A 25200-nucleotide genomic window follows, 5' to 3' on the forward strand; every position below is an offset into this window, starting at 1 on the left:
CAGGAGAGGCGACCATGGCGCTGACCATCACCAGCGAGTGCATCAACTGCGACGTCTGCGAGCCCGAGTGCCCCAACCAGGCCATCTCGATGGGCGAGGAGTTCTACGTCATCGACCCGGCACGCTGCACCGAGTGCGTCGGCCACTTCGGCGAGCCGCAATGCGTGCAGGTCTGCCCGGTCGAGTGCATTCCGGTCGATCCGGATCACACCGAGACGCGTGAACAGCTGCAGGCCAAGTACGAGCGCCTGCAGCTGCAGGCGCTGCCCCGCACCCCGATCAGCTGAAGTCCGCCGAAGTCGGCGGAATCCGCTGAGCACTTTGCAGTGCAGGGCGGTTCAGCCGCCTTCGGCCGGCGCCGCTGGCGGCCTGGGCGGGCGCGGTGGCTTCGGGCGCTGCGGCCCGGCATGCAGCAGCGCGGTGGCCTTGGGCATGTCGCCGGCAAGCAACAGGTCGAGCGCCTCCATCGAGCGGTCGATGCAGCCCTCGATCAGCTCGCGCTCCGACGCCGGCGGCTTGCGCAGCACATAGCCCGCGACCTCGGCGCGGTCGCCCGGATGTCCGATCCCGAGGCGCAGCCGCCAGAAGGCCGGCGAGCCGAGCTGGGCCTGGATGTCCTTCAGGCCGTTGTGGCCGGCGGCGCTGCCGCCCTGCTTGAGCTTCATCTGGCCGGGCAGCACGTCGAGCTCGTCGTGCACCACCAGGATTTCCTCCGGCGCGATGCGGAAGAAGCGCGCGAGCGGTGCCACCGACTTGCCCGACAGGTTCATGTAGGTCTGCGGCTCGATCAGCCAGATCGGGCCGGTCGGACGGTTCACCCGCGCGACCAGACCGTGATAGGCCTTGTCGGCGCTCAGATGCGCGCCCAGGCGCCGTGCCACGGTGTCGATCCACCAGAAGCCCGCGTTGTGGCGGGTCGCCTCGTATTCGGGGCCCGGATTGCCCAGGCCGACCAGCAGTCGGATCATGATGTTCTTCTTCCCACGCAAAAAAGCCCCGCAGGGCGGGGCTTCGTGTCGGAGCAACAGCAGGTTGCCGGGCAGGAATTACTTCTTGCCCTTGCCCTTCTTGCCCTTGTCGGCGGCCGGAGCGGCAGCGACGACGATGACTTCCTCGACGATCTCCACCGGGGTGGCGATGACCGGGTTCTTGCGGCCGTGCGTGCGGACCTTGATGCTCGGGTCGAGCACCAGATCGTCGACATGCAGCGACTTGCCCTTGGTCATGCCCTTCAGGTCGACCGTCAGGAATTCCGGCAGCTGCTCGGCCAGGCACTCGATGTCCAGCTCGGCCACGACGTGGTTGATCGTGCACTTCTCGAGCTTGACGGCCGGCGACTCGGCCTCGTTGATGAAGTGCAGCGGCACGCGCTTGTGGATGCGAGTGGTCGAGTCGACGCGCTGGAAGTCGACATGCAGCACCAGCGGCTTGTACGGGTGCATCTGCAGGTCACGCAGCACGACCTTGGTGGTCTCGCCGCCCAGTTCCATCTCGAGGACGGACGAGTGGAAGGCTTCCTTCTTCAGCGCGTGGTACAGCGCGTTGTGGTCCAGCTCGATCTGGGCCGGCTCCTTGACGCCGTAGACGATGCCCGGAACCTTGCCGGCATTACGCAGGCGGCGGCTCGCTCCGGTCCCCTGCACTTCGCGCGAGAATGCGACGAATTTCATGTGATTTCTCCAGAAAAAGGAAGGGTGCCCGCGACCAGGTCACCCGGGTGAGACGGATCAGAAGTTGTTGTTCTGTTCCGCGAAAAGATCGGTCACCGAGGCGCCGTCCGAGATGCGGCGGATCGTCTCGGCAAACAGGAAGGCCACCGACAGCTGGCGGATCTTCTTGCACTCGCGTGCCGGACCCTGCAGCGGAATGGTGTTGGTGATCACCACTTCATCCAGCTTGGAGCCGGCGATGCGCTCGACCGCCGGACCCGACAGGATCGGGTGCGTGCAGTAGGCGTAGACGCTGCGGGCGCCGCGGTCCTTCAGGACCTCGGCCGCCTTCACCAGCGTGCCGGCGGTGTCGATCATGTCGTCCATGATCACGCAGTTGCGCTTGTCGATGTCGCCGATGACATGCATCACTTCGGAGACATTCGCCTTCGGGCGGCGCTTGTCGATGATGGCCAGATCGCAGCCGAGCTGCTTGGCCAGGGCCCGCGCGCGCACCACGCCACCGACGTCGGGCGAGACGACCACGAGGTTCTCGTAGTCCTTGCCCTTCAGGTCGCTCAGCAGCATCGGCGAGGCGTAGATGTTGTCGACCGGGATGTCGAAGAAGCCCTGGATCTGGTCGGCGTGCAGATCCATCGTCAGCACGCGGTTGACGCCGGCGGCTTCCAGCATGTTGGCGACAACCTTGGCGCTGATCGGCACGCGGGTCGAGCGCGGACGGCGATCCTGGCGGGCATAGCCGTAGTAGGGAATGACCGCGGTGATGCGACGGGCCGAAGCGCGCTTGAGCGCATCGACCATCAGCAGCAGCTCCATCAGATGCTCGTTGGTCGGCGCGCAGGTCGGCTGGACGATGAAGACGTCGCGGGCGCGGACGTTCTGCTGGATCTCGACGGTGACTTCGCCGTCGGAGAAGTGGCCGACGGCGGCCTTGCCGAGTTCGAGGCCCAGATCGGCGGCGATCTCGCGGGCCAGGGCCGGGTTGGCGTTGCCAGTGAAGAGAAGGGTGTCGGAGAGCATGTGCGTGCTGCCCGCAGGGCGCGGACTTTTCAGGCCATCAAGAAACAAGCGCCTCGCCGTGTGACCGGCAGGCGCTTGATGTGGATGGTTTGGCAGGGGAGGAAGGACTCGAACCCTCGCATGTCGGAATCAAAATCCGATGCCTTGACCAACTTGGCGACTCCCCTACACTGGACTCGTCTGTCGACGCGCCCGAAAACTCTGTGCTTTTCAGTCTTTCACCCAATGCTGCATCGGATGCATTTCCAGACTTCTGCACGTTCTTGCTATCCAGGATTCATTCGGTGTCGCCAAACTCCGAAGAATCTTTTCTGTCAGCTCGCCGTGCTTCGCACTGCATTCTCTCAGGACTTCCGGATACTGCGCAAACACTGCGCTTCCTGATCCGCTCATCCTGCTGAGCCCTAAATTATGCTTCAGAATTTCTAGTCCGTCAACTACTTGCTTGCTGTACGCTTCGGCGCCGGCTTGCAGATCGTTTTTCCCGAACTCGGGCTCTGCGAGAAAGACTGCCATTGTGGCGGGTTTCGTGTCCCTGCGCAAGAGGGGGCTCGAAAAAATCACGGCGGTGGGAATCGCCACCGGGGGTTTGAGGACCAGATAGCTGGCTGGCGGCAGCTCGATCGGCGTCAGGATCTCGCCGATGCCCTCGACCCAGGCGTCGCGCCCGCCGATGAAGAAGGGCACGTCGGCCCCCAGTTTCACGCCCAGCTCCAGCAGCGCGCGGCGGTCCAGTCCCAGATTCCACAGCCGGTTCAGGCCGAGCAGCACGGTGGCCGCATCGGAGCTGCCGCCGCCCAGGCCGGCTCCCCAGGGCACCTGCTTGTCGATCGCGATGTGCACGCCCTCGCGGGTGCCGGTGGCCTGCTGCAGCAGGCGCGCCGCTCGTGTGCACAGATCGTCCTCGGGCAGGGCCGGGCCGAGATCCTCGCGGCTGACGACGCCATCCGAGCGCCGCTCCAGATGCAGGGTGTCGCACCAGTCGATCAGTCGGAACACCGACTGCAGCAGGTGATAGCCGTCGGCGCGTCGACCGATGACATGCAGGAAGAGATTGAGCTTGGCCGGGGCCGGCAGGTCGTACAGGGCGGACAGGGACATGCGCGCGAGGAGGCAGGAGAGAAGGTGCAGGCAGAGAGGAGCGGTGATGCCCGGTCAGGACGGCGTGTCGAGGCGGATCCGCACGGTCAGCGCGGGCTCGGGCAGGCGTCGCTCGGCCACCAGCAGGCCGTCGGCCAGCCGGCCGGTGCTCACCTTCCAGCCGAGCTGTCGAAAGCCCGGGCCATCCACCTCGGCCAGCGGCCGGCTGGCTTCGTCCGGCCAGGGGCGGCCTTCGAGCCAGTCGAACAGCGCGGCCAGCGGCAGGGCTTCACCGACCAGCGCCTCCATCATCGTGTCGAGATGGTCGAAGCGCTGGGTCTGTGCGCCGCTGTCGAGCTGCACCTCGCCCGGGCGCCACTGAGCCCGGCCCAGCGGCAGGCCGATCGGGCTGAACAGCGTCAGCTGGCCCTGCGCGGCCGAGCCCTCGAGCTCGAAGCCGGCGCTGAACGAGCGCGCGCTGTCGCCAGCCACCTGGACGGCGAGCCGGCCGACCCGTGCTCGACCGGCCTCGTCGGGCAGGGGCGCGGGCGGCTGCGTGGTCGCGCAGCCGCCGAGCAGTCCGGCGCCGGCCAGCATCAGCAGCGCGGCGGCATGACGACGCTTCACGGCCGCACCTTCAGCCGGCGCAGCGTTTCCTGCAGCACCTCGTTGTCGGCGTCGCGGGCCAGCGATTCGCGCCAGATGCGGCGAGCTTCCTCCTGGTGCCCCAGCGCCCAGAGCACTTCGCCCAGATGGGCGCCGATCTCGGTGTCGGGGCGGCGCTGGTAGGCCTCGCGCAGCAGGCGTTCGGCTTCCTCCCGGCGACCCAGGCGGAATTCGACCCAGCCGAGGCTGTCGGTGATGTAGGGATCGCCCGGCGCCATCTCCAGGGCCCGGCCGATCAGCTCGCGGGCCTCTGCCAGGCGCAGGTTGCGCTCGGCCAGGCTGTAGCCCAGTGCGTTGAAGGCATGCTGCTGGTCCGGCTTGAGCACCATGACCCGGCGCAGCAGCTGCTCCATCTCCTCATGACGACCGAGCTTCTCGGCCAGCATGGCCTGCTCGTAGAGCAGTTCGGTGTCCTCGGGAAAGCGCTGGCTGGCCTCGGCCAGCAGCTGGTGGGCGGCCGGCCACTGGCGCGCGTCGCGCAGCAGCTGCGCCTCGGTCAGCACCCGGGTGCGCTGCTCCTCGGCGCTGCCCTGCGGCAGGCGCTGCAGCAGCGCGCGGGCCTCGGCGATGCGGCCCTGGCGCATCAGCAGCGAGGCGCGTCGCGTCAGCACGGTGACCGAGTCCTGATCGGCCAGGCGCTCCAGCCAGGCCTGGGCGCCGGCATAGTCGCGCAGCTGCTCGCTGGCCTGGGCGAGCATCAGATGGGCCTGGGCACGCTCCTGGACGCGGTTGCGCCGGGCCGCCTGGGCGATCGGGTCGGGCAGATCCTCGTCGCTGTCTTCGGCCGCATCGGCCTGGCTGGCCGCATTGCCCGGAGCCGCGGCTTCGGTGAGCTGCAGATGGCGCAGCAGCGCGTCGCGCGCGGCACGCGGCTCGCCGCTCTCGAGCTCGAGCGCGCCCTGCAGCAGCCAGGCGCCGGCGTCGTCGGGCGTCTCGCGGGTCAGTCGGCGGGATTCGCTCAGGGCCTCGCCGTAGCGCTGGTCGGTCGACAGGCGCCGCACATAGGCGGCGCGCACGCCGGCGGCGGGTGCGGCCGAGGCCAGATGCGCGCGCACCAGCGCCTCGGCCTGAGGCTGGTCCTTCATCAGCTCGACGGCCAGCAGCGCGGCGCCCGGATCGGCCGGATCACGCTGCACCGCCTTCGTGACGAACTCGAGACTGCGGCTGCGGTCGCCGGCGGTCAGCCAGCCGGCGGCGGTGGCATTCAGCGCGCTGGCCGCGGTGGCGGCGCGCTGGCGCCACGGTGCCAGCGTCTCCTCGAGCATGCGGGCGGTGGCCTGCGGCTGCTCGCCGCCGAGCACCAGCCGGGGCAGGCTGCTGATCGCCGCCGGCCGCGCCGGCTCGGGCGTCAGCTCGATGAAGGCCTCGAGCGCGCGGCGCGCCTCGGTCTGGCGACCCAGCGCGACCAGCATCTGCGTCTCGATCTCTGCCGCCTGGCGCGACTGCGGCAGGGTCTGGCGCCATTGCTTGAGCGCAGCGGCTGCCTGTTCGCCGGCGCGTGCGCCCAGCGCGATGTCGACCGCGCGGCGGAACAGCGCCTCGTCGCGGCTGCGCCGGGCCGCCTCCATCATGACCTGGTAGGCCAGCGGGGCGTTGCCGTCGCGCAGTTCCAGCTCGCTGACCAGCAGCTGGTAGAAGAGCACGCCGTCCATCGCGGATCGCACCGGGGCCGGTGCGGCGGGGGCTGCCGCTGCGGGTGCCGCAGCGTCCTGAGCGAGGGCCGGCAAGCTCAGTCCGGTCAGGCCGAGCGTGCCCAGCAGCAGTGCCGCCGCCGACGCACGCAGGCGATGGCCCGCGCGGCTGGCGGGCGCCGGAGTCGGCGGAAGGACGAGGGGCGGCGCAGGCAGCAGGGGCATCGAGGCGGACTCCATGTTCAGGGCCATTCTAGGCCGCGGCGTTTGCCGGCCCGGCGACGCTTCGATAATTCCGCGCATGCCTGAACTGCCTGAAGTCGAAGTCACCCGTCTCGGTCTGGTCGATCGCCTCGAGGGCGCGTGGGTGCGCGAGGTCCGTCTGGGCAAGCCCCTGCGCTGGCCGCTGGGCATCGATCCGCTGGCGCTGGCGGGCGCGACGGTCGGCACGATGCAGCGGCGCGGCAAGTACCTGTGGCTGCCGCTGGGCGCCTGTGGCGGACTGCTGCTGCATCTGGGCATGTCGGGCTCGCTGCGCTTCGGTGCCGCGTCCGCGCTGCCGCCGGCCGGGCCGCATGATCATTTCGAGATGGAGACCGACCGCGGCCTGCTGCGCCTGACCGATCCGCGCCGCTTCGGCGCGGTGGTGTGGTCGAGTGCGCTCGACGCGGCGCCGGCGGCCACGCTGCTGGCGCGGCTCGGCGTCGAGCCGCTGCTGCCCGCCTTCAGCGCCAGCGTGCTGCAGCAGGGCCTGCGCGGGCGGCGCGTGCCGATCAAGCAGGCGCTGCTGGCCGGCGACATCGTCGTCGGCGTGGGCAACATCTACTGCTCGGAGGCGCTGTTCGCCGCCGGCATCGATCCGCGCCAGAGCGCCGGCACGCTCGACCGTGCGGCCTGCGAGCGGCTGGTCGGCACCATCCGCGAGGTGCTGCAGCGCGCGCTGGCCGCCGGCGGCTCGACGCTGCGCGACTTCCGCGACGTGCACGGCATGGGCGGCGCCTTCCAGCTGCAGGCGCAGGTCTACGGCCGCGAGGGCCAGCCCTGCCGGGTCTGCGCCACGCCGGTGCAGCGCATCGTGCAGGGCCAGCGCGCGACCTATCTGTGTCCGCACTGCCAGCGCCTGACGCCGTGAGGCCGTGACGCCCTTGGCGTTCCGGGCGCCGGATCCGCGAATTCCCTGAGCTACCATGACTGACTGTCCGCGCCCCGCGCGGTACCCCTTGTTCCAGTCCGTCCAGGCGCACCGCAATGAGCGAACATGACCGCGGCATGACCGCCTCCCCTTTGTCCGACGAACCGGTGCACGAAGCGGTGCATGAAGCGGTGCACGAGCCCTTCGTGCGCAGCCTCGATGCGCTGGGCCAGTGGCGCGCGACGCTGGAGGAGCGGGTGCGCGATCTGGCGCGCTTCCTGGGCGAGCAGGGCCTGCTCGACGAGAACGCCGGGGCGCTGCTGGACTCGCTGCGCCAGCGCCTGGCCGGCGAGAAGCTGGTGGTGGCCTTCGTCGCCGAGTTCTCGCGCGGCAAGTCCGAGCTGATCAACGCGATCTTCTTCGCCGATGCCGGCCGGCGCATCATGCCGGCCTCGCCGGGGCGCACCACGATGTGCCCGGTCGAGCTGGGCTGGGATCCGGAGGATGCGCCGGGGCTGGCGCTGCTGCCGATCGAGACCCGGCTGGAAGGCGCCTCGCTGACCGAGCTGCGGGCGCAGCCGCAGCTCTGGCGCCGCGTGCCGATCGATGCCGGTGATCCGGCCGCGCTGGCGCAGGCGCTCGACGCGGTGCGCGGCGTGCGTGCGGCCAGCCTCGACGAGGCCCGCCAGCTCGGCTTCTGGGACGACGAGCAGCCGGCCGACAACCCGCCGCTGCGGCCCGATGGCCAGGTCGAGATCCCGCTGTGGCGCCATGCGCTGATCAATGTGCCGCATCCGCTGCTCAAGCGCGGTCTGGTGGTGCTCGACACGCCGGGTCTGAACGCGATCGGCGCCGAGCCCGAGCTCACCGTCGGGCTGCTGCCCAATGCGCATGTGGTGGTCTTCGTGCTGGGGGCGGACACCGGCGTGACCCGCTCCGACCTCGAGATCTGGCGCGACCATCTGGCCTCGCAGGCGCTGACCCGCTATGTGGTGCTGAACAAGATCGATGCGCTGATCGATCCGCTGTCGCCGCCCGAGCACAGCCAGGCGCAGATCGCCCTGCAGTGCGAGCAGGTGGCGCGCACGCTGGAGATCGCGCCGGAGCGGGTCTTTCCGCTGTCGGCGCGCCAGGCGCTGGCCGGCCGGGTCTCGGGCGATGCGCAGGCGCTGGCCGACAGCCGGCTGCCGGCGCTGGAGCAGGCGCTGGCGCAGCAGCTGCTGCCCGAGCGCCGCACGGTGCTCGAGCGCATGACGCTCGAGGCGCTCGACGCGATCCGCGAGCAGATCCTGCGCGGTCTGCTCGACCTGCGCCGCCAGCTCGCCGAGCAGATCCAGGAGCTCGACGGCCTGCGGGGCAAGAACAGCGGCAAGGTCCGGCTGATGCTGCAGCGGGTGACGGCCGAGACGAACGAGTTCGAGCAGTGCACCGCCCAGATCCAGGCGCTGCGGCTGGTGCATGCCCGCGCGCTCAAGGCCGCGATGGCGCCGCTGGCCGGCGACGCGCTGCGCCGCCAGGTCGACGCGATGATCGGCTCGATCCGCGACTCCTTCCTGAAGCTGGGCGCGCGGCGCTCCTACACCCAGCTGTTCGCCGCGCTGCGCGGGGTGCTCGATTCGGCGCAGCAGCAGGGCAGCGATCTGCGCGATCTGCTGTCGGCCTCCTGCAACCGGCTCAACACCGAGTTCGGCTTCAGCCTGATGCTGCCGCCGGCGCCGGAGCTGGCGCGCTTCCGCGACGATCTGGCGCTGATCGAGCGCAACTACATCCAGTACCTTGGCCTGACGCAGGCGGTGCGGCTGGCGCAGCCGCGTTTCCTCGAGCAGTTCCGCCGCATGCTGATGTCGCGCCTGCGTGCGGTCTTCGAGGGGGCGGCCGGCGAGATCGAGCTGTGGAGCCGCACGGTGTCGGGCCAGATCGACGCGCAGCTGCGCGAGCGGCGCAAGTCCTTCAAGCGCCGACGCGAGTCGCTCGAGCGCATCCGCCTGGCGGCCGACCAGCTCGACACCCGGCTGGCCGAGCTGTCGGCGCAGGACCAGCGCCTGGCCACCACCGAGGTGCGGCTGCAGGCGCTCGACGACCGGGTGCGCCGCGCCGCCACCCGCCACGAGCTGGCGCTGCCCAGCGACTTCTCCCCGCTGTCGCGGCCGATGCCGCTGGCCCCGGCTGCGGCGCCCGTGCCTGCCGTGGTGACCGGCGATGCCTGAGCGGCTGTCCTCCCTGCTGGTGGACTGGCAGCGCAGCCACGGCCGCCATGCGCTGCCGTGGCAGAACACCCGCGATCCCTACCGCGTCTGGCTGTCGGAAATCATGCTGCAGCAGACCCAGGTCAGCACGGTGCTGGGCTACTACGAGCGTTTTCTGGCGCGGTTTCCCGATGTGCGCGCGCTGGCCGCGGCGCCGCAGGACGATGTGCTGGCGCTGTGGAGCGGGCTGGGCTACTACAGCCGCGCGCGCAACCTGCACCGCTGCGCGCAGCAGGTGGTCGAGCGCCACGGCGGCGACTTCCCGCGCAGCGCCGCCGCGCTGGCCGAGCTGCCGGGCATCGGCCGCTCGACCGCGGCGGCGGTCGCGTCCTTCTGCTTCGGCGAGCGGGTGGCGATTCTCGACGGCAATGTGCGCCGGGTGCTGTCGCGCGTGCTGGCCTTCGAGGGCGATCTGGCGCAGGCGGCGCAGGAGCGCGCGCTGTGGGACCGCGCCACCGCGCTGCTGCCCGAGGATGCGGCCGACATGCCCGCCTACACCCAGGGCCTGATGGATCTGGGCGCGACGCTGTGCATGCCGCGCCGCGCCGACTGCCTGCTGTGCCCGTGGCAGGCCCCGTGCCGGGCGCGCGCGCAGGGCCGGGAGCTGGACTTCCCGGTGCGCACCCGCAAGCTCAAGCGCGGCCGGCGCGAGAGCTGGTGCCTGTGGCTGCGCACGCCGCAGGCGGTGTGGCTGCAGCAGCGGCCCGACAGCGGCATCTGGGCCGGACTGTGGACGCCGCCGATGTTCGACGACGCGGCCGCGCTCGAGGCGGCGGTCGGTCGGCTCGGCGCGGGGCCGGCGCAGGCGCTGCCGTCCTTCGTGCATGTGCTGACGCATCTGGACTGGACGCTGCATCCGTGCCGGGTCGAGCTGGGCGCTGCGCTGCAGGCCTGCGAGCCGGGGCAGGAGCTGCCGCCGGCACCGCTGCCGGAGCTGGCGCCCGGACGCTGGTGGCGCCATGACGAGCTGGCGACGATCGGACTGCCCGCGCCGCTGCGCCGGCTGATTCAGCCACCGACTCAGCCGCCGACGATGCCGTGACGGCGCAGGAAGCCGTCGACCAGGCGCAGCCGCGCCAGCGGGTCGGGCAGCATCATCAGCTTGTGGCGGGTCGCCAGCGGGATCGGCAGGATCTCGCTCCAGCGGTTGGCCAGCCAGCCGGCGTCGTCGAGCCGGTGCGGCATGAAGAAGGGATGCTGGCCGCGCTGCGCCAGCGTCGCGATCGCGCGGCCGAGCGCGGTGGCGCAGGGCTGCAGCTCAGGGGGCAGTGGCGCCGGCGCGTCCTCGTCCTGCAGCACCGCATCGGCGCGCCACAGGCCGTCGCTGCCCTGGTGGGCCTGGCCGGCCAGCATGAAGCGGCGCGTGCCACGGCAGCGCACCTGCAGGATGCCGGTCTGCTCGCTGTCGCAGTCGACCACCTCGGCCAGGCAGCCCTCGGGCTCGAAGCGCACCGTCTCGCCGTCGCGGCGCACCTCGCCGCCCTGGATCAGCGCGACCACGCCGAAGGGCTCGCCGCTGCGCAGGCAGGCGGAGATCAGGTCGAGGTAGCGCACCTCGAACACCCGCAGCGGCAGCAGTCCGCCCGGAAACAGCACGGTGTCGAGCGGAAACAGCGGCAGCTGCGGCTGCAGGTCCGCGAACAGGCCCGGCGCTGACGGCGCCGGATCGGTGTCCTCCGACAGGAGGGGGTGTCCGGGGCGGGCGCCGCTGCTCATGATGGGCCTTTCTTGCTGCGTCAGTGCTGGGCGGCTTCTTTCGCCTCGAGCTCGCGATGTCGCACCAGCGTCGGGATGCGGTCGCGAAAGCGTGCCGCGAGCTGCTCGACCGAATAGACCGAGCGGTGCTGTCCGCCGGTGCAGCCGATCGCCACCGTCAGGTAGCTGCGCTGGTCCTGCTCGTAGGCCGGCAGCCAGCGGGCCAGGAAGCCCTCGATCTGCGCCAGCATCTCGGCCACCTCGGGCTGGGCCTGCAGGAACTCGATGACGCCGGCATCGCGGCCGTTGAGCGCCCGCAGCTCGCGCACGTAGTGGGGATTGGGCAGCACGCGCAGGTCGAACACCAGGTCGGCATCGCGCGGCACGCCGTGCTTGAACGCGAAGGACTCGAACACCAGCGTCAGCGACGAGTGCGCCGCGCCGACGAGCTGGCGGATCCACGAGCGCAGCTGCGTCGGGCGCAGGTCGCTGGTGTCGATCACGGTGCTGGCCTCGCGCAGGGGGCTGAGCATCTCGCGCTCGCGCTCGATCGCCTCGCCCAGCGCCGAGCGGGACTGGCCGCCCTGGCCGTCGTCCTCGCTGGAGAGCGGATGGCGCCGGCGCGTCTCGGAGAAGCGCCGCACCAGCGTCTCGGTGCGCGAGTCCAGGAAGATCATCAGCACCGGCGTGCCTTCGCGGCGCAGCGTGTCGATCATCGGCAGCAGCTTGGGCAGCGAGCTGGCGGTGCGCACGTCGGCGGCAATCGCCAGGCGGCGATGCGGGTTGCGGCCCTCCAGCCGGATCAGCTCGGGCAGCAGCTCCGGGGGCAGGTTGTCGACGCAGAAGTAGCCGGCGTCCTCCAGCGCATTGATCGCCACCGACTTGCCCGAGCCCGAGATGCCCGAGATGAGCACCACCGGTTGCGGTGTCGTGCCGGTGGTGGCGGCGGGCGCGGCGGGCGTGCCGTGCGGATCGGGATCGGGATCGAGTGCGGCTGCGGTCATGTCTCTGGCCTGTGGCTCTGGGCTGGGGTTGTCAGGGAACAGTGTCTTTTGCGGCCGGCAGCAAGGCCGCGGCCAGCATGTCCTGGGCGTGCGCCAGTCCGGCGCCGGAGCCGGACTGGCCGCCGATCATCCGGGCGATCTCGCCGACGCGCTGCGCGCCGGCCACCGGATGGATCTCGCTGCGGGTGCGGCCGTCCGCGCCGACCGCCTTGCTGACCACCAGATGGGTGTCGGCGCAGGCGGCGACCTGGGCCAGATGGGTCACCGCCAGCACCTGGCAGTCCTGTCCGAGCTGGCGCATCAGCCGCCCGACGGTGTCGCCGACCGCGCCGCCGACGCCGGAGTCGATCTCGTCGAAGATCAGCGTGCCTGCGCCCAGGCCGCGTGCCTGCCGGCTGCGGCCGGTGGTGACGGCGATGGCCAGCGCCAGCCGCGAGAGTTCGCCGCCGGAGGCGACCTTGGCCAGCGGCCGCGGCGTGCTGCCGGCGTGGCCGGCGACCAGGAACTCGATCGACTCCAGGCCATGCGCCTGCGGCTCGGCCAGCGTCTCCAGCGCGATCGCGAAGCGTCCGCCGGCCATGCCGAGCTGCTGCATCGCGGCGGTCACCGCCTCGGCCAGGCCGGGCGCGGCCGCCTGCCGGCGCGCCGAGACCTGGCGCGCCTGCGCGATGAAGGCCGCCCGCGCGGCCTCGGCCTGGCGCTGCAGCGTCTCGAGATCGGTGGCGGCATCCAGCTCGGCCAGCTCGGCCTGCCACTGCGCCAGCTGCGCGGCCAGATCCGGCGGCGGGCAGCGGAAGCGCCGCGCCAGCCCGATCCAGGCCGACAGGCGCGCATCCAGCTCGGCCAGGCGCTCGGGCTCGAGTTCGGTGCGGCGCAGCAGCGCCTGCAGGCTGCGCGCGGCATCGGCCAGCTGCGCCTGCGCGCCGGCCAGCACCTCGATGACCTCGGCCAGCGCCGGCTCGTAGCCGGCCACCGTCTCCAGCGCCTCGAGCGCGCGTGCGGCCTGGCTGCTGGCCGCCGCTTCGCCCTCATGGACTGCGTCGACCGACAGCTGCACCGCGTCCAGGATGGCCTGCGCATGGGCCAGGCGCTGGTGCTCTGCGTTGAGTTCGGGCCATTCGTCCGCGCCCGGCGCCAGACGCTCGACCTCGCCGATCTGCCAGACCAGGCGCTCGCGCTCGCGTTCGCGCTCGGCGCCCAGGCGCTCGGCGGCCTCCAGCCGTGCGAGCTGCTCGCGCCAGCGCTGCCAGGCCAGCAGCATCGGGCCGGTGTCGACCTCGGCATGGTCGTCGAGCCACTGGCGCACCGCCGCCGGCCGGGTCAGGCTCTGCCAGGCGTGCTGGCCGTGGATGTCGACCAGATGCTCGGCCGTCTCGCGCAGCTGCGCGACGGTGGCGGCGCTGCCGTTGATCCACGCGCGGCTCTTGCCCTGCGCGTCGATCGTGCGGCGCAGCAGCAGCGTCGCCGCACCGGCCTCGTCGGCCGCGGCCAGTCCGGCCTCGTCGAGCCAGGCGGCCAGCGCCGGCGGCACCGGCTCGAACTCGGCGGCGATCTCGGCGCGGCTCTCGCCCTCGCGGACCACGCCGGCGTCGCCCCGGCCGCCCAGCACGATCTGCAGCGCGTCGATCAGGATGGACTTGCCTGCGCCCGTCTCTCCGGTCAGCACCGCGAAGCCGGGGCCGAAGTCGACGTCGAGACGGCTGACGATGACGAAGTTGCTCAGGGACAGCCGGCGCAGCATCACTGGCCTCCGTCGCCGGGCAGTGCGCCCTCGTTCCAGTGCAGCTTGCGACGCAGCGTCGCGTAGTAGTTCCATCCGCGCGGATGAAGGAAGCGCACGCGGTGGTCGGAGCGCCGCACGGTGATGCGGTCGCCGATGAGCAGGCTGGCCAGCGATTGCATGTCGAAATTGACGGAAGGCTCGCGTGCCGAGACGATCTCGACGCTGATGCGCCCGTTGTCGGGCACGACGATGGGGCGGTTGGAGAGCATGTGCGGCGCGATCGGCACGATCAGCCAGCCGGCCACGCCCGGGTGCAGGATCGGGCCGCCGGCCGACAGCGCATAGGCGGTCGATCCGGTCGGCGAGGAGATGATCAGGCCGTCGGCGCGGAAGTTGGCGACGAACTGGTCGTCGACCTCCACGCGCAGCTCGACCATCGAGGTGGTGCCGCTGCGCAGCACCACGTCGTTCATCGCCACCGCCTCGTAGATCGACTCGCCGTCGCGCAGCACGCCGCCTTCGAGCATCGCGCGGTGCTCTTCCTCGTAGTCGCCGGCGACGATGGCCTTGAGCGCGTGCAGCACCTGCGCCACCGGAATGTCGGTGATGAAGCCCAGCCGGCCCTGGTTGACGCCGACCATCGGCACGCCGTAGCGCGCCAGCGTGCGCGCGATGCCCAGCATGGTGCCGTCGCCGCCGACGACGATGGCGATGTCGCAGGTCTGGCCGAGTTCGTCGGGCGTCAGCGCCGGATAGCCGGCCAGGCCGGTGTTGTGCGCGGTCTCGATCTCGACCGAGACCTCCAGGCCGCGCCGGGTCAGCAGGTGGGCGATCTCCTCGAGCAGCGGCCGCATGCCCCGGGCCTGGTACTTGCCGATGAGCGCGGCATGACGGAATCGGCTGATCATGGGCACAAATTACACCACAGCACTTTGACAGTCCGCGCCGCGCCCCCATCGTCATGAACGTCGGCGTTCCCTGCGCGCCTCCACCCTACAATCGGTTTCACCATGATGGATGACCGTTCGAAGCTGCTGCTGAAGACGCTGGTCGAGCGCTACATCGCCGACGGCCAGCCGGTGGGGTCGCGCACGCTGTCGAAGACCTCCGGGCTGGAGCTGTCGCCGGCGACGATCCGCAATGTCATGGCCGACCTGGAGGAGCTGGGCCTGATCGCCAGCCCGCACACCTCGGCCGGGCGCATCCCGACCGCGCGCGGCTACCGCGTCTTCGTCGACACCATGCTGACGGTGCGACCGGCGCAGCTCTCCTTCGAGGATTCCGCGATCGCGCCGCTGCAGCCCGACCAGCCCCAGCGCGTCATCGCCAGCGCGGCGCATCTGCTGTCCAACCTGTCGCACTTCGTCGGCGTGGTGACCGCGCCGCGCAAGGCCGGCGTGTTCCGCCACATCGAGTTCCTGCGTCTGGCCGAGCGCCGGGTGCTGCTGATCCTGGTCGCCGCCGACGGCGACGTGCAGAACCGGGTGCTGTTCACCGCGCAGGACTACAGCCCGTCGCAGCTGCTCGAGGCCTCCAACTACCTCAACGCGCACTACGCCGGCCTGACGATCGACGAGGTGCGTGAGCGGCTGCAGGGCGAGGTCGACCGCCTGCGCGTGGAGATCGCCACGCTGATGCAGGCCGCGGTGCAGGCCGGCAGCGAGGCCGCCAGCGACGAGGCCGCGCAGGTGGTGGTCTCCGGCGAGCGCAACCTGCTCGAGGTCAGCGACTTCGGCAACGATCTGGGCTCGCTGCGCAAGATGTTCGACCTGTTCGAGCAAAAGACGCAGCTCATGCGCCTGCTCGACGGCTCCAGCCGCGCCGAGGGCGTGCGCATCTACATCGGCGGCGAGAGCGGCGTGGTCCCGATCGAGGACCTGTCGGTGGTCTCGGCGCCCTACGAGGTCGACGGCCAGGTGGTGGGCACGCTGGGCGTCATCGGCCCGACCCGCATGGCCTACGACCGCATGATCCAGATCGTCGACATCACCGCGCGCATGGTCGGGCAGGCGCTGAGCCAGAAGTAATGCACACCGCCTGAAACCGCAAAGCGCTGCCGCAACCACTACAATCGCGCTCCCACGGGCCTCTAGCTCATGCCTGGTTAGAGCAGCGGACTCATAATCCGTTGGTGCCGAGTTCGACTCTCGGGGGGCCTACCAATCAAATCAAGGGGTTAGCGCGGTGTCGTGCTGACCCCTTGGTGTTTTTGGAGGATCTGCAGGCGTCCTGCCGGCACGAAGGAGCCAGCGCGCCGGCGCGCTGATTCACCAGTGACCGAATGAACCAAGACCTCAAGAAAACCCTCTGGGCGGCGGCCGACAAGCTGCGCTCGTCGATGGATGCGGCCGAGTACAAGCACATCGTGCTCGGCCTGATCTTCCTGAAGTACATCAGCGACGCCTTCGACGAGCGCCGCGACGAGCTGGCGCTTGCGTTCGCCGACGAATCCCACGACCTCTATCTGCCGGACGCCGATGACCGGGCGTATGCCGCCGAGGAGCGCGACTACTACACGATGGTCAACTGCTTCTGGGTGCCGGGGCCGGCACGCTGGGAGACGATCCGCGCCAACGCCAAGCAGTTCGACATTGGCACCCGCATCGACATGGCGCTGGATGCCATCGAGGCCGACAACCCGCGCCTGAAGGGCATCCTGGACAAGCGCTTCGGCCGCGCCCAGCTGGAGCCCGGCAAGCTGGGCGAGCTGATCGATCTGATCTCGACCATCGGCTTTGGCGCCGGGCAGCATGCCCGCGATGTGCTGGGCGAGGTCTACGAGTACTTCCTGGGCAAGTTCGCCCTGGCGGAAGGCAAGGGGGCCGGGCAGTACTACACGCCGGCCTCGATCGTGAAGGTGCTGGTCGAGGTGCTGGCGCCGCACAAGGGCAAGGTCTACGACCCGTGCTGCGGCTCGGGCGGCATGTTCGTGCAGAGCGAGAAGTTCATCGAGAGCCACGGCGGCCAGTTCGGCGACCTCTCCATCTACGGGCAGGAGGCCAACCCGACCACCTGGCGGCTGGTGGCGATGAACCTGGCCATCCGCGGCATGGACTGCAACCTGGGCAAGGAGCCGGCCGACACCTTCCACCGCGACCAGCACCCGGACCTGAAGGCCGACTACGTGCTGGCCAACCCGCCCTTCAACATCAGCGACTGGGGCGGCGAGCGGCTGCTTGACGACAAGCGCTGGGTGCACGGCACGCCGCCGGCGGGCAACGCCAACTACGGCTGGCTGCAGCACATCCTGCACCACCTGGGCCCGCGCGGTCAGGCCGGCGTGGTGCTGGCCAACGGCAGCATGTCGTCCAACCAGAACAGCGAGGGCGAGATCCGCCGCGCGATGGTCGAGGCCGACGTGGTCGAAGTGATGGTGGCGCTGCCGCCGCAGCTCTTCTTCAACACGCAGATTCCGGCCTGCCTGTGGTTCCTGGCCAAGGACAAGCGCCAGGGCGGTCGCGACCGGCGCGGCGAGGTGCTGTTCATCGACGCCCGCAAGCTCGGCCGCATGGATACGCGCGTGAACCGCGTGTTCGACGACGAGGACGTGCAGCGCATCGCCGCCACCGTGCACCGCTGGCGGGAAATCCCCCCCAACCCCCCTTTTGCAAAGGGGGGGGCCACGCCCGACGCTATTCCCCCCTTTGAAAAAGGGGGGTCAGGGGGGATTTCTGCCTACGCAGACATCCCCGGCTTCTGCCGCGCCGTGACGCTGGCCGAGATTGCCGAGCACGGCCATGTGCTGACCCCGGGCCGCTTTGTGGGCGCCGAGGCCACGGACGACGACGACGATGCGTTCAACGACAAGATGGAGCGGCTGACGGCGCAACTGGCCGAGCAGATGGCCAAGGGGGCGGAGCTGGATGCGGTGATTCTGGAGAAGCTCGGAGGGCTGGGATATGCAGTCTGAATGGGCAAAGCCTGAGGCTATCTCGGAGTTGTTAGCGCGGCATGGCGGGTCAATCAAGACCGGCCCATTCGGAACAACGCTAAAGGCCAGCGAGTACGCAAGCGTCGGCGTACCTCTCATTTCCGTACGGGAGATTGGACATGGCTCCTTTCACGTCGATGCCAAGACACCTCGGGTAGATGCCGCGACCTTGGCTCGGCTTCCCGAGTACATCCTTGAAGAGGGTGATATCGTTTTCGCCCGCAAAGGCGGTATCGAGCGATGTGCTTTGGTACGGAAGCAGCAGGCTGGGTGGTTTCTTGGCTCCGATGGGATTCGACTGCGGCCACCGAAAGTCTGTGATGCACGCTTCCTCGCCTACTCATTGCAGACGCAGGCAGTGAAGGACTGGCTGGTCCAGCATTCGACAGGTTCCACGATGGCCTCGTTGAATCAATCTACGATTGGGCGTCTTCCAGTTGCATTTCCGTCCGTTTCGACGCAGCGGGCGGTTGCTGACACGCTGGAATTTTTCGACGACCGCATCGACCTCCTGCGCCAAACCAACGCCACCCTCGAATCCATCGCTCAAGCCCTGTTCAAGAGCTGGTTCATCGACTTCGACCCGGTGCGCGCCAAGGCCGAAGGCCGCGAGCCCTTGGGGCTGGATGCGGCCACGGCGGCGCTGTTTCCGGCGGAGTTCGAGGAGTCGGCGCTGGGAGTGATTCCGAAGGGGTGGACGGTTCAGCCCATCGGCGACTTGGTCGAGACGGTTGGGGGCTCAACACCAGACACAAAGAACGAGGCCTTCTGGGAGCCTGCGGCCCACCACTGGACTTCACCCAAGGATCTATCGGGAGCTACCGCACCCGTATTGCTCGGTACGGAGCGGAAGGTCAGTGCTGCGGGTCTTGCCAAGATTTCATCGGGCTTGCTTCCTGTGGGAACGCTGCTCATGTCGTCGCGCGCGCCGATTGGTTATCTCAGCTTGACTCAGGTGCCGGTGGCCATCAACCAAGGCTACATCGCGATGCCTCCGGGTGGACGCCTGCCGCCGGAGTACATGTACTTCTGGTGCCAGCACAACATGGATGCCATCAAGGGCCGTGCCAATGGCTCGACGTTCATGGAAATCAGCAAGAAGGCCTTCAGACCAATTCCGTCGTTGCTGCCTGCACTCGAGGTGATCGCGCGGTTCACTGATTTCGCTGCAATGACGTTCGAACGTATCACCATGAATGAGCGCCAAGCATTGGCGCTGGTCGAGCTTCGCAACACGCTCTTGCCCCGCCTCATCTCCGGCAAGCTGCGCCTGCCGGAGGCGCAGGAACAACTGGCGGACGTCCTCGCATGAAAGCCGCGCTCGGCAAGCTGGAGCGCATCCCGCTGCGCAAGGCATGGGCGCAACTTCAAGTCGCTGTTCAAGGCGTTGTGTTGATGGTTTGAAATGATTAATCAGGGGGCGACATTGAATTTCGATATAGAACAATATCTCTTGCCTAGGCCGAATCATCACGGCTGGGATCCGAGCGGGCTCATTGAGCTGCTTCCGCTTTTCAGGCGAGCGTATCCTGGATGCATCGCGGATGATCTGATGTCGTTTCAATTGTCCCGCGATTCCTGGCCTGGGAGTGTTGATTACGGTATCAGGGCTGTCCGACCTGATGGTGATCAGGTGGGCTCCGCATTGGCAGAGTTTGATCGTGGCATCTACGGTCACTTTGAATTCTCGCCGAATCATTACCCGATCGACTTGATATATCGCCTTCTTGAGCCTGAGTATATTCATCATCTTCAAGAAGCTGTTGGTCTGTTCTCTCCGGCGGCATATGAGATGCTTTGCCGCTTTGTTCGTGAGCAAAGCACATGGCAACAAACTGAATCTGCGGCCAAAGGAAATCAGGAGCGTGCCGACTTCTTCCGTGAAGTCGCCATTGAACTGGCGGAGCATCTGGCCAGTCCGGTCGACTTGGTGGAGCCCACGATCCGGGAGATCAAGTCTCAGGAATCCTTCGGCTTGAGAGCAGAGCAGGGGACATCGCGGTGGCGTGAGCTCGGAGCGGAGGCTTTCGAGCCCTCCCTGTTGCACGAGATTGCCAAGAGCGATGTGGAGTCGGAGATCTGGCAGCAGTTCTATGAGCTTCCGGAACCTGTGCAGCTGGCCGTATGGTTTTCGACGGTGGTGGAGAAAGAGCTGCCGGGCGGAGACTGTTTGACGCAGTGGGATGCACCCTCGGAACCGCGCAAAGAGTGGAAGTTCTGGGGGCTGGATGACTTGTTCGACAACGTCTGCCGGCAAGTGATGGGGCAGGCCAGCGAGGATTATTTCTCCGCCAGAGAACGCGCCGCCACGATCGACCAAGACGAGGACGACTGAAATGGGTGCATTTCTTGAAGAGCACGGCGAACAGGCCACGCTCGAATGGCTGGCGGCTCAGGTCATGGCGGTTGGGGTGGCAGCATGACGGCGCAGCAACCGCCCCGGCTGGTGGTGGTCGGCGGCCCCAACGGGGCAGGCAAGACCACGCTTGCATGCGCCTATGCTGACGCGCACGGCCTGCGTTATCTCGGCGCTGATGACATCGCGGCGCAGTTGTCGCCGCAGGATCCGGCGGCAGCTCGCGTGGCGGCGGCACGGGGATTTTCGCGAGCGCTGCGGCAGGCCGTCGCGGCAGGCGAGTCGCTGGTGGTCGAGTCCACACTCAGCGGCGGCAGTCTGGGTGCGCACCTGGCGGCAGCGCGCCAGGCGGGCTATGCGCTGACCCTGGTGATGGTCTACCTCGATTCGGTGGAACTGTGCCTGCGCCGCGTCGCCCAGCGCGTGGCCGCCGGCGGGCATGACGTGCCCGAGGCCGATGTGCGCCGCCGCTATGGCCGCAGCCTGCAACAATTCCTGGCGCGCTACCGCCTGCTGGCCGACGACTGGCTGGTGGTGTTCAACGGCGAGGCCGGCTACGTGACGGTGGCCGAGGGCTCAGGCGGACAGATGGCGTCGGTGCTGGATGAAGCCCGCTGGGCGCAACTGATCGAACAGTCCGTCGCCGGAGTGGCGCCGGACACGGAGGAAAAGCATGACTGAAGCGACTCCTGTGCCGTCCCCCTCGGCGGCCGACACGCCAATCCCGCAGGACGTGCAGGCCCGCCGCGCCGACATCCTGCGCATCGGCAATCGCGCCGCGGCTGCGGTGCAGGAAGCCAACCGCCAGCGCGGCATCGCCAACTGGTACTCGCTGCGCGGACGCATGGTCAACGACGCTGTGTCCGCCGCATCAGGGAAGTGATGACAGCATCGACACGTCCTGGGCATGTGTCGATTTTTGAGCAAGAAATAAACATGTCCCGTCTTCATGTCGAAGGCGTGAACATGAGGGGAGTCTCTGGACATGACGGAAGCCGACGTTGAACACGCCACGCTCGAATGGCTGGCGGCGCTGGGCTGGGAGGTCGGGCATGGGTCTGACGGGTCGCCGCCGGATACCAGGACGCCCGGCACCGAGCGCGACACCTACCGCGAGACGGCGCTGAAGCACCGCTTGCGCGACGCCATCCGGAGCCTGAACCCGCACATCCCCGCCAGCGCGCAGGACGAGGCGTGCCGGCAGGTGCTCAACCCCAACCTGCCCGGCCTGGTGCAGGCCAACCGCCAGATGCACCGCTGGATGGTGGAGGGCGTGCCGGTCGAGTACCAGAAGGACGGCGAGACCCGCGGCGACCGGGTGCGGCTGGTGGACTGGTCCGACGTGGCGCGCAACGACTGGCTGGCGCTCAACCAGTTCAGCATCCAGGGGCCGAAGCGGACCCGCCGCCCGGACGTGGTGCTCTTCCTCAACGGCCTGCCGGTGGTGGTGGTCGAGCTCAAGAACCCCGGCGACGAAAACGCCGACCTGTGGTCCGCCTTCAACCAGCTGCAGACCTACAAGGACGACATTCCCGACCTGTTCCTGAGCAATGCGCTGCTGGTCATCAGCGATGGCCTCGAGGCCCGCGTCGGCTCGCTGACGGCCGACCGGGAGCGCTTCATGGCCTGGCGCACCATCGACGGCGAGACGGTCGATCCGCTGGGCGCCATGCGCGAGCTGGAGACGCTGGTGCATGGCCTGTTCCAGCGCGAGCTGCTGCTGGACTACCTGCGGCACTTCATCCTGTTCGAGGACGAGGGCCGGCTGGTCAAGAAGGTGGCCGGCTATCACCAGTTCCACGCGGTGCGCGCGGTGGTCGAGAGCGTGCTGGTGGCCTCCAGCCCCCAGGCCGAGGCCGCCCAGCGCGGCAAGGGCGGCGTGGTGTGGCACACGCAGGGCGCCGGCAAGAGCATCGAGATGACCTGCCTGGGGGGAAAGCTGATGCAGCACCCGGCCATGGGCAACCCGACCCTGGTGGTGGTGACCGACCGCAACGACCTGGACAACCAGCTGTTCGGCGTGTTCGCGGGCGCGGCCGAGCTGCTGCGCGAGACGCCGGTGCAGGCCGACACCCGGCCCCGCCTGCGCGAGCTGCTGAGCAACCGGCCCTCGGGCGGCATCATCTTCACGACCATCCAGAAGTTCACGCCGGGCGAGGACGAAGACAGCTTCCCGGTACTCTCCGAGCGGCACAACATCGTCGTCATCTGCGACGAGGCCCACCGCAGCCAGTACGGCTTCAAGGCCAGCCTGCCCAAGCTGCAGAAGCAGATGAAGGCAGCGCGCAAGACCTCGGCGGCGAACGAGCCGATGGTGCTGCAGGCCGCCGAGCCGGTCGCGGACTACGGCCGGCTGCGCGACGTGCGCTACGGCTACGCCCAGCACCTGCGCGACGGTCTGCCGGGCGCCACCTTCGTCGCGTTCACTGGCACGCCGGTGTCCCTGGAGGACCGCGACACCCGGGCCGTGTTCGGCGACTACGTGCACATCTACGACGTGGAGCAGGCGGTGAAGGATGGCGCCACGGTGCCCATCTACTACGAGAGCCGGCTGGCCCGCCTGGAGCTGAAGGAGGCCGAGACCACGCTGCTCGACGACGAGGTGGACGAACTCGCCGAGGACGAGGAAGACGACACCGCCAAGGCGGCGCAGCTGCGCCGCTGGGCTGCGCTGGAGAAGCTGGTGGGGGCGCCGCCGCGCCTGCAGAAGGTGGCCGCCGACCTGGTGGAGCACTTCGAGAACCGCCTGGCCAGCCTGGACGGCAAGGCCATGGTGGTGGCGATGAGCCGCGAGATCTGCGTGCACCTGTACGACGCCATCGTCGCGCTGCGCCCGGGCTGGCACGACCCGGACCCCGAGAAGGGCGTGGTCAAGATCATCATGACCGGCTCGGCCTCGGACAAGGCGCTGCTCAAGCCGCACATCCACGGCCGGGACATCAAGAAGCGCCTGGAGCGCCGCTACAAGGATCCGGCCGACCCCTTCAAGCTGGTCATCGTGCGCGACATGTGGCTGACCGGCTTCGATGCGCCGTGCATGCACACGATGTACGTCGACAAGCCGATGAAGGGCCACAACCTGATGCAGGCCATCGCCCGGGTGAACCGGGTGTTCAAGGACAAGCCCGGCGGTCTGGTGGTCGACTACATCGGCATCGCCAACGAGCTGAAGGCCGCGCTGAAGGACTACACCCAGGCCAAGGGCAAGGGCCGACCGACCATCGCCGCCGAGGATGCCCTGGCGGTGCTGCTGGAGAAGATGGACGTGCTGCACGGCATGCTGCACGGCTTCGACTACACCGCCTTCCGCACCCGGGCCTGGCAGCTGCTGCCCGGCGTGGCGAATCACGTCCTCGGCCTGGAGGATGGCAAGAAGCGCTTCGCCGATACCGTGCTGGCCGCCAGCAAGGCCTTCGCGCTGTGCTGCACCCTGGACGAGGCGCTGGCGCACCGGGATGAGCTGGCCTTCCTGCAGGCGGTGAAGGCCGCGCTGACCAAGTTCGGCAGCTCGGGCAGGAAGCTCAGCGACGAGCAGAAGGAGCACGCCCTCCGGCAGATCATGAGCAAGGCGGTGGTGAGCGCCGAGGTCATCGACATCTTCAAGGCGGTCGGCCTGAACCGGCCGGACATCGGCGTCCTGTCCGAGGAGTTTCTCGAAGACGTGCGCCACATGAAGGAGCGCAACCTGGCCGTCGAACTGCTGGACCGGCTGCTGAGGGACGACATCAAGGCGCGCTTCAAGACCAATGTGGTGCAGCAGGCCAGGTTCTCGGAGCTGCTGCAGCTCAGCCTGCAGCGCTACCGCAACCGTGCCATCGAGACCGCCCAGGTCATCGAGGAACTCATCGAGATGGCGAAGAAGTTCCACGAGGCTGCGCTGCAGGGCGACCGCCTGGGACTGACGCCCGACGAGCTGGCCTTCTACCATGCGCTGGCCACCAACGAGGCCGCGGTGCGGGAACTGGGCGACGCCACGCTCAAGAAGATCGCCGTGGAGCTGACGCTGAAGCTGAGGGCTTCGGTCACCGTGGACTGGTCGGTGCGCGAGACGGTGCGGGCCAGGCTCCGGGTGATGGTGAAGACCTTGCTCCGGCGCTACAAGTACCCGCCTGACAAGCAGGACGAGGCCACGGAGACGGTGCTCAAGCAGGCGGAGGCGCTGGCGGAGTCGCTGGTGTGAGCTCAGTTTCGGCTGCGACAACCTGTTGACTGCATCGCGGGCAATCACTGCTGTGCATCCGTGATGCACTGTTGATCATCCGTGAATCACGGTTATTTTTCACCCTAAGTGATTGATTTGATTGGGGTGGGTGAGGCCCTGTCGATGTGTTCGACCCTTCCCTGGACCTTACTGGGCGCCAGTGGACGACGGACTACCGCACGGCCGGCGAAGAGTGTCGGTCGGTGATTCGGAGCTGGCTGCTCAGTGCTTCGATTGAGTTGATCGTGTCGCTTGAGCGTGTTCAGTGTGTGCGCATGTGCTGATCATGTGTGCATGGAAAGATAAGTGGAGTGCGTTGGGTGTGCGATGGTGTGCTGTGTGAGCTCACCATCGTGCTGGCGCTGTGTCAGTGCAGTCTGCCGGCCACCGTGCGGCACATGTCCAGCCCGACCGCTTCGTACGTATTCACCACCCCCTCCTTGACCCCCCCAGCCTCACGCATCCCGGCAAGTTCACTTGCCAGGACACCACGCACAGAAGGTCAGGAAGGTGAGCGCCGCCGCCGCGCTCAGCCGCTCGGCAGCAGCGACGGCACCGGGCCGGAGCCCAGCCAGGCGCGCAGCGCCTGCTCCATCCAATCGCGCAGGTCGCGGCCCTGGCGGCGGCAGCTCTCCATCGCGGAGAGGCCCCGGGCGACGAACTGCTGGCCGCGCGTCGAGCGCGTCGGGCCGCTGATCTTGCGCTTGAGCACCACCGCGCGCAGCGCCTGCTCGGCGGCGTTGTTGGTGGGCTCGACGCCGGGGTGGCGCACGAAGGTCCACAGCGAGACCTCCTGCGCGAGCAGGTTGGCGCAGGTCTGCGCGGTGCGCCGGCAGCCTGAGCGC

General features: G+C 68.8%; 22 protein-coding genes and 2 tRNA genes. 12 read left to right on the plus strand and 12 right to left on the minus strand.

The window, feature by feature from the left end:
* Window positions 1–14 precede the first annotated feature (14 nt).
* Entirely contained in the window at window positions 15–287 is a 273-nt protein-coding gene (locus HZU84_RS15795) for a YfhL family 4Fe-4S dicluster ferredoxin (protein WP_149502506.1), read from the plus strand.
* Between the two features lie 51 nt (window positions 288–338).
* Here HZU84_RS15795 and pth read toward each other — a convergent pair whose 3' ends face one another.
* From pth to HZU84_RS15830, 7 genes are all read right to left on the minus strand, one after another.
* On the minus strand, window positions 339–968 hold the full coding sequence (gene pth / locus HZU84_RS15800; protein ID WP_149502507.1) for an aminoacyl-tRNA hydrolase: 630 nt from the start codon (window positions 966–968) through the stop codon (window positions 339–341).
* Between the two features lie 78 nt (window positions 969–1046).
* A complete protein-coding gene (locus tag HZU84_RS15805; RefSeq protein ID WP_149502508.1) occupies window positions 1047–1670 on the minus strand; it encodes a 50S ribosomal protein L25/general stress protein Ctc in 624 nt (207 codons plus the stop codon).
* A 57-nt stretch (window positions 1671–1727) separates the two neighbouring features.
* Window positions 1728–2690, minus strand: coding sequence for a ribose-phosphate pyrophosphokinase (locus HZU84_RS15810; protein ID WP_037485827.1), 963 nt, complete (start codon window positions 2688–2690; stop codon window positions 1728–1730).
* Window positions 2691–2780: 90 nt separating this feature from the next.
* Window positions 2781–2857, minus strand: a tRNA-Gln gene (locus HZU84_RS15815).
* A 43-nt stretch (window positions 2858–2900) separates the two neighbouring features.
* The gene (gene ispE, locus HZU84_RS15820) at window positions 2901–3791 is read right to left on the minus strand and encodes a 4-(cytidine 5'-diphospho)-2-C-methyl-D-erythritol kinase (RefSeq protein ID WP_149502509.1); all 891 of its coding nucleotides are present in this window, start codon (window positions 3789–3791) and stop codon (window positions 2901–2903) included.
* 54 nt (window positions 3792–3845) lie between these two features.
* The gene (locus HZU84_RS15825) at window positions 3846–4397 is read right to left on the minus strand and encodes a lipoprotein insertase outer membrane protein LolB (RefSeq protein ID WP_149502510.1); all 552 of its coding nucleotides are present in this window, start codon (window positions 4395–4397) and stop codon (window positions 3846–3848) included.
* Complete coding sequence (locus HZU84_RS15830; RefSeq protein WP_149502511.1) at window positions 4394–6292, minus strand: tetratricopeptide repeat protein; 1899 nt, start codon at window positions 6290–6292, stop codon at window positions 4394–4396. Before HZU84_RS15830 ends, HZU84_RS15825 begins: the two co-directional genes overlap by 4 nt.
* A 76-nt stretch (window positions 6293–6368) precedes the next feature.
* On the opposite strand from HZU84_RS15830, the gene mutM reads away from it, so the two are divergent.
* The 3 genes from mutM to mutY all read left to right on the plus strand — a co-directional run bounded on the left by mutM (window position 6369) and on the right by mutY (window position 10487).
* Window positions 6369–7199 (plus strand): bifunctional DNA-formamidopyrimidine glycosylase/DNA-(apurinic or apyrimidinic site) lyase, encoded by an 831-nt coding sequence (mutM, locus tag HZU84_RS15835; protein WP_149502512.1) that lies wholly within the window; start codon window positions 6369–6371, stop codon window positions 7197–7199.
* Between the two features lie 116 nt (window positions 7200–7315).
* Window positions 7316–9406 (plus strand): dynamin family protein, encoded by a 2091-nt coding sequence (locus HZU84_RS15840; RefSeq protein WP_244954406.1) that lies wholly within the window; start codon window positions 7316–7318, stop codon window positions 9404–9406.
* Window positions 9399–10487, plus strand: coding sequence for an A/G-specific adenine glycosylase (gene mutY / locus HZU84_RS15845; protein ID WP_149502513.1), 1089 nt, complete (start codon window positions 9399–9401; stop codon window positions 10485–10487). Before HZU84_RS15840 ends, mutY begins: the two co-directional genes overlap by 8 nt.
* Here mutY and HZU84_RS15850 read toward each other — a convergent pair.
* The 4 genes from HZU84_RS15850 to HZU84_RS15865 are packed head-to-tail and all read right to left on the minus strand — an operon-like array spanning window position 10466 to window position 14775.
* On the minus strand, window positions 10466–11161 hold the full coding sequence (locus HZU84_RS15850) for an LON peptidase substrate-binding domain-containing protein (protein ID WP_149502514.1): 696 nt from the start codon (window positions 11159–11161) through the stop codon (window positions 10466–10468). The two genes, mutY and HZU84_RS15850, sit on opposite strands and share 22 nt — an antisense overlap.
* 20 nt (window positions 11162–11181) lie before the next feature.
* Window positions 11182–12144 (minus strand): RNase adapter RapZ, encoded by a 963-nt coding sequence (gene rapZ / locus HZU84_RS15855; RefSeq protein ID WP_149502515.1) that lies wholly within the window; start codon window positions 12142–12144, stop codon window positions 11182–11184.
* Window positions 12145–12175: 31 nt separating this feature from the next.
* Window positions 12176–13885, minus strand: coding sequence for a DNA repair protein RecN (gene recN / locus HZU84_RS15860; protein ID WP_180693001.1), 1710 nt, complete (start codon window positions 13883–13885; stop codon window positions 12176–12178).
* Entirely contained in the window at window positions 13885–14775 is an 891-nt protein-coding gene (locus HZU84_RS15865; RefSeq protein WP_149502517.1) for an NAD kinase, read from the minus strand. Before HZU84_RS15865 ends, recN begins: the two co-directional genes overlap by 1 nt.
* Before the next feature lie 102 nt (window positions 14776–14877).
* Here HZU84_RS15865 and hrcA point away from each other — a divergent pair, with 102 nt between their 5' ends.
* The 8 genes from hrcA (at window position 14878) to HZU84_RS15905 (ending at window position 24334) form a co-directional block, all read left to right on the plus strand.
* On the plus strand, window positions 14878–15894 hold the full coding sequence (hrcA, locus tag HZU84_RS15870) for a heat-inducible transcriptional repressor HrcA (RefSeq protein WP_149502518.1): 1017 nt from the start codon (window positions 14878–14880) through the stop codon (window positions 15892–15894).
* A gap of 56 nt (window positions 15895–15950) precedes the next feature.
* Window positions 15951–16029: transfer RNA gene (locus tag HZU84_RS15875), tRNA-Ile, on the plus strand.
* 119 nt (window positions 16030–16148) lie between these two features.
* A complete protein-coding gene (locus HZU84_RS15880) occupies window positions 16149–17777 on the plus strand; it encodes a type I restriction-modification system subunit M (protein ID WP_180693002.1) in 1629 nt (542 codons plus the stop codon).
* Window positions 17767–19110: a restriction endonuclease subunit S gene (locus HZU84_RS15885; protein WP_149502519.1), complete on the plus strand. Its 1344-nt coding sequence runs from the start codon at window positions 17767–17769 to the stop codon at window positions 19108–19110. The genes HZU84_RS15880 and HZU84_RS15885 overlap by 11 nt, the downstream gene beginning before the upstream one ends.
* 240 nt (window positions 19111–19350) lie before the next feature.
* The gene (locus HZU84_RS15890; RefSeq protein WP_149502520.1) at window positions 19351–20133 is read left to right on the plus strand and encodes a hypothetical protein; all 783 of its coding nucleotides are present in this window, start codon (window positions 19351–19353) and stop codon (window positions 20131–20133) included.
* 84 nt (window positions 20134–20217) lie between these two features.
* A complete protein-coding gene (locus HZU84_RS15895) occupies window positions 20218–20835 on the plus strand; it encodes an ATPase (protein ID WP_180693003.1) in 618 nt (205 codons plus the stop codon).
* Window positions 20828–21037, plus strand: coding sequence for a hypothetical protein (locus HZU84_RS15900; protein WP_149502522.1), 210 nt, complete (start codon window positions 20828–20830; stop codon window positions 21035–21037). The genes HZU84_RS15895 and HZU84_RS15900 overlap by 8 nt, the downstream gene beginning before the upstream one ends.
* A 102-nt stretch (window positions 21038–21139) precedes the next feature.
* Entirely contained in the window at window positions 21140–24334 is a 3195-nt protein-coding gene (locus tag HZU84_RS15905) for a type I restriction endonuclease subunit R (protein ID WP_149502523.1), read from the plus strand.
* Between the two features lie 550 nt (window positions 24335–24884).
* On the opposite strand, the gene HZU84_RS15910 is transcribed toward HZU84_RS15905, so the two are convergent.
* Window positions 24885–25200, minus strand: a 316-nt coding sequence (locus HZU84_RS15910; RefSeq protein ID WP_180693004.1) for an IS66 family transposase, incomplete at its 5' end; no start/stop codon positions are given.

It is taken from the genome of Sphaerotilus sulfidivorans (genome assembly GCF_013426975.1).
In the GTDB taxonomy this organism is placed as follows: domain Bacteria; phylum Pseudomonadota; class Gammaproteobacteria; order Burkholderiales; family Burkholderiaceae_C; genus Sphaerotilus; species Sphaerotilus sulfidivorans.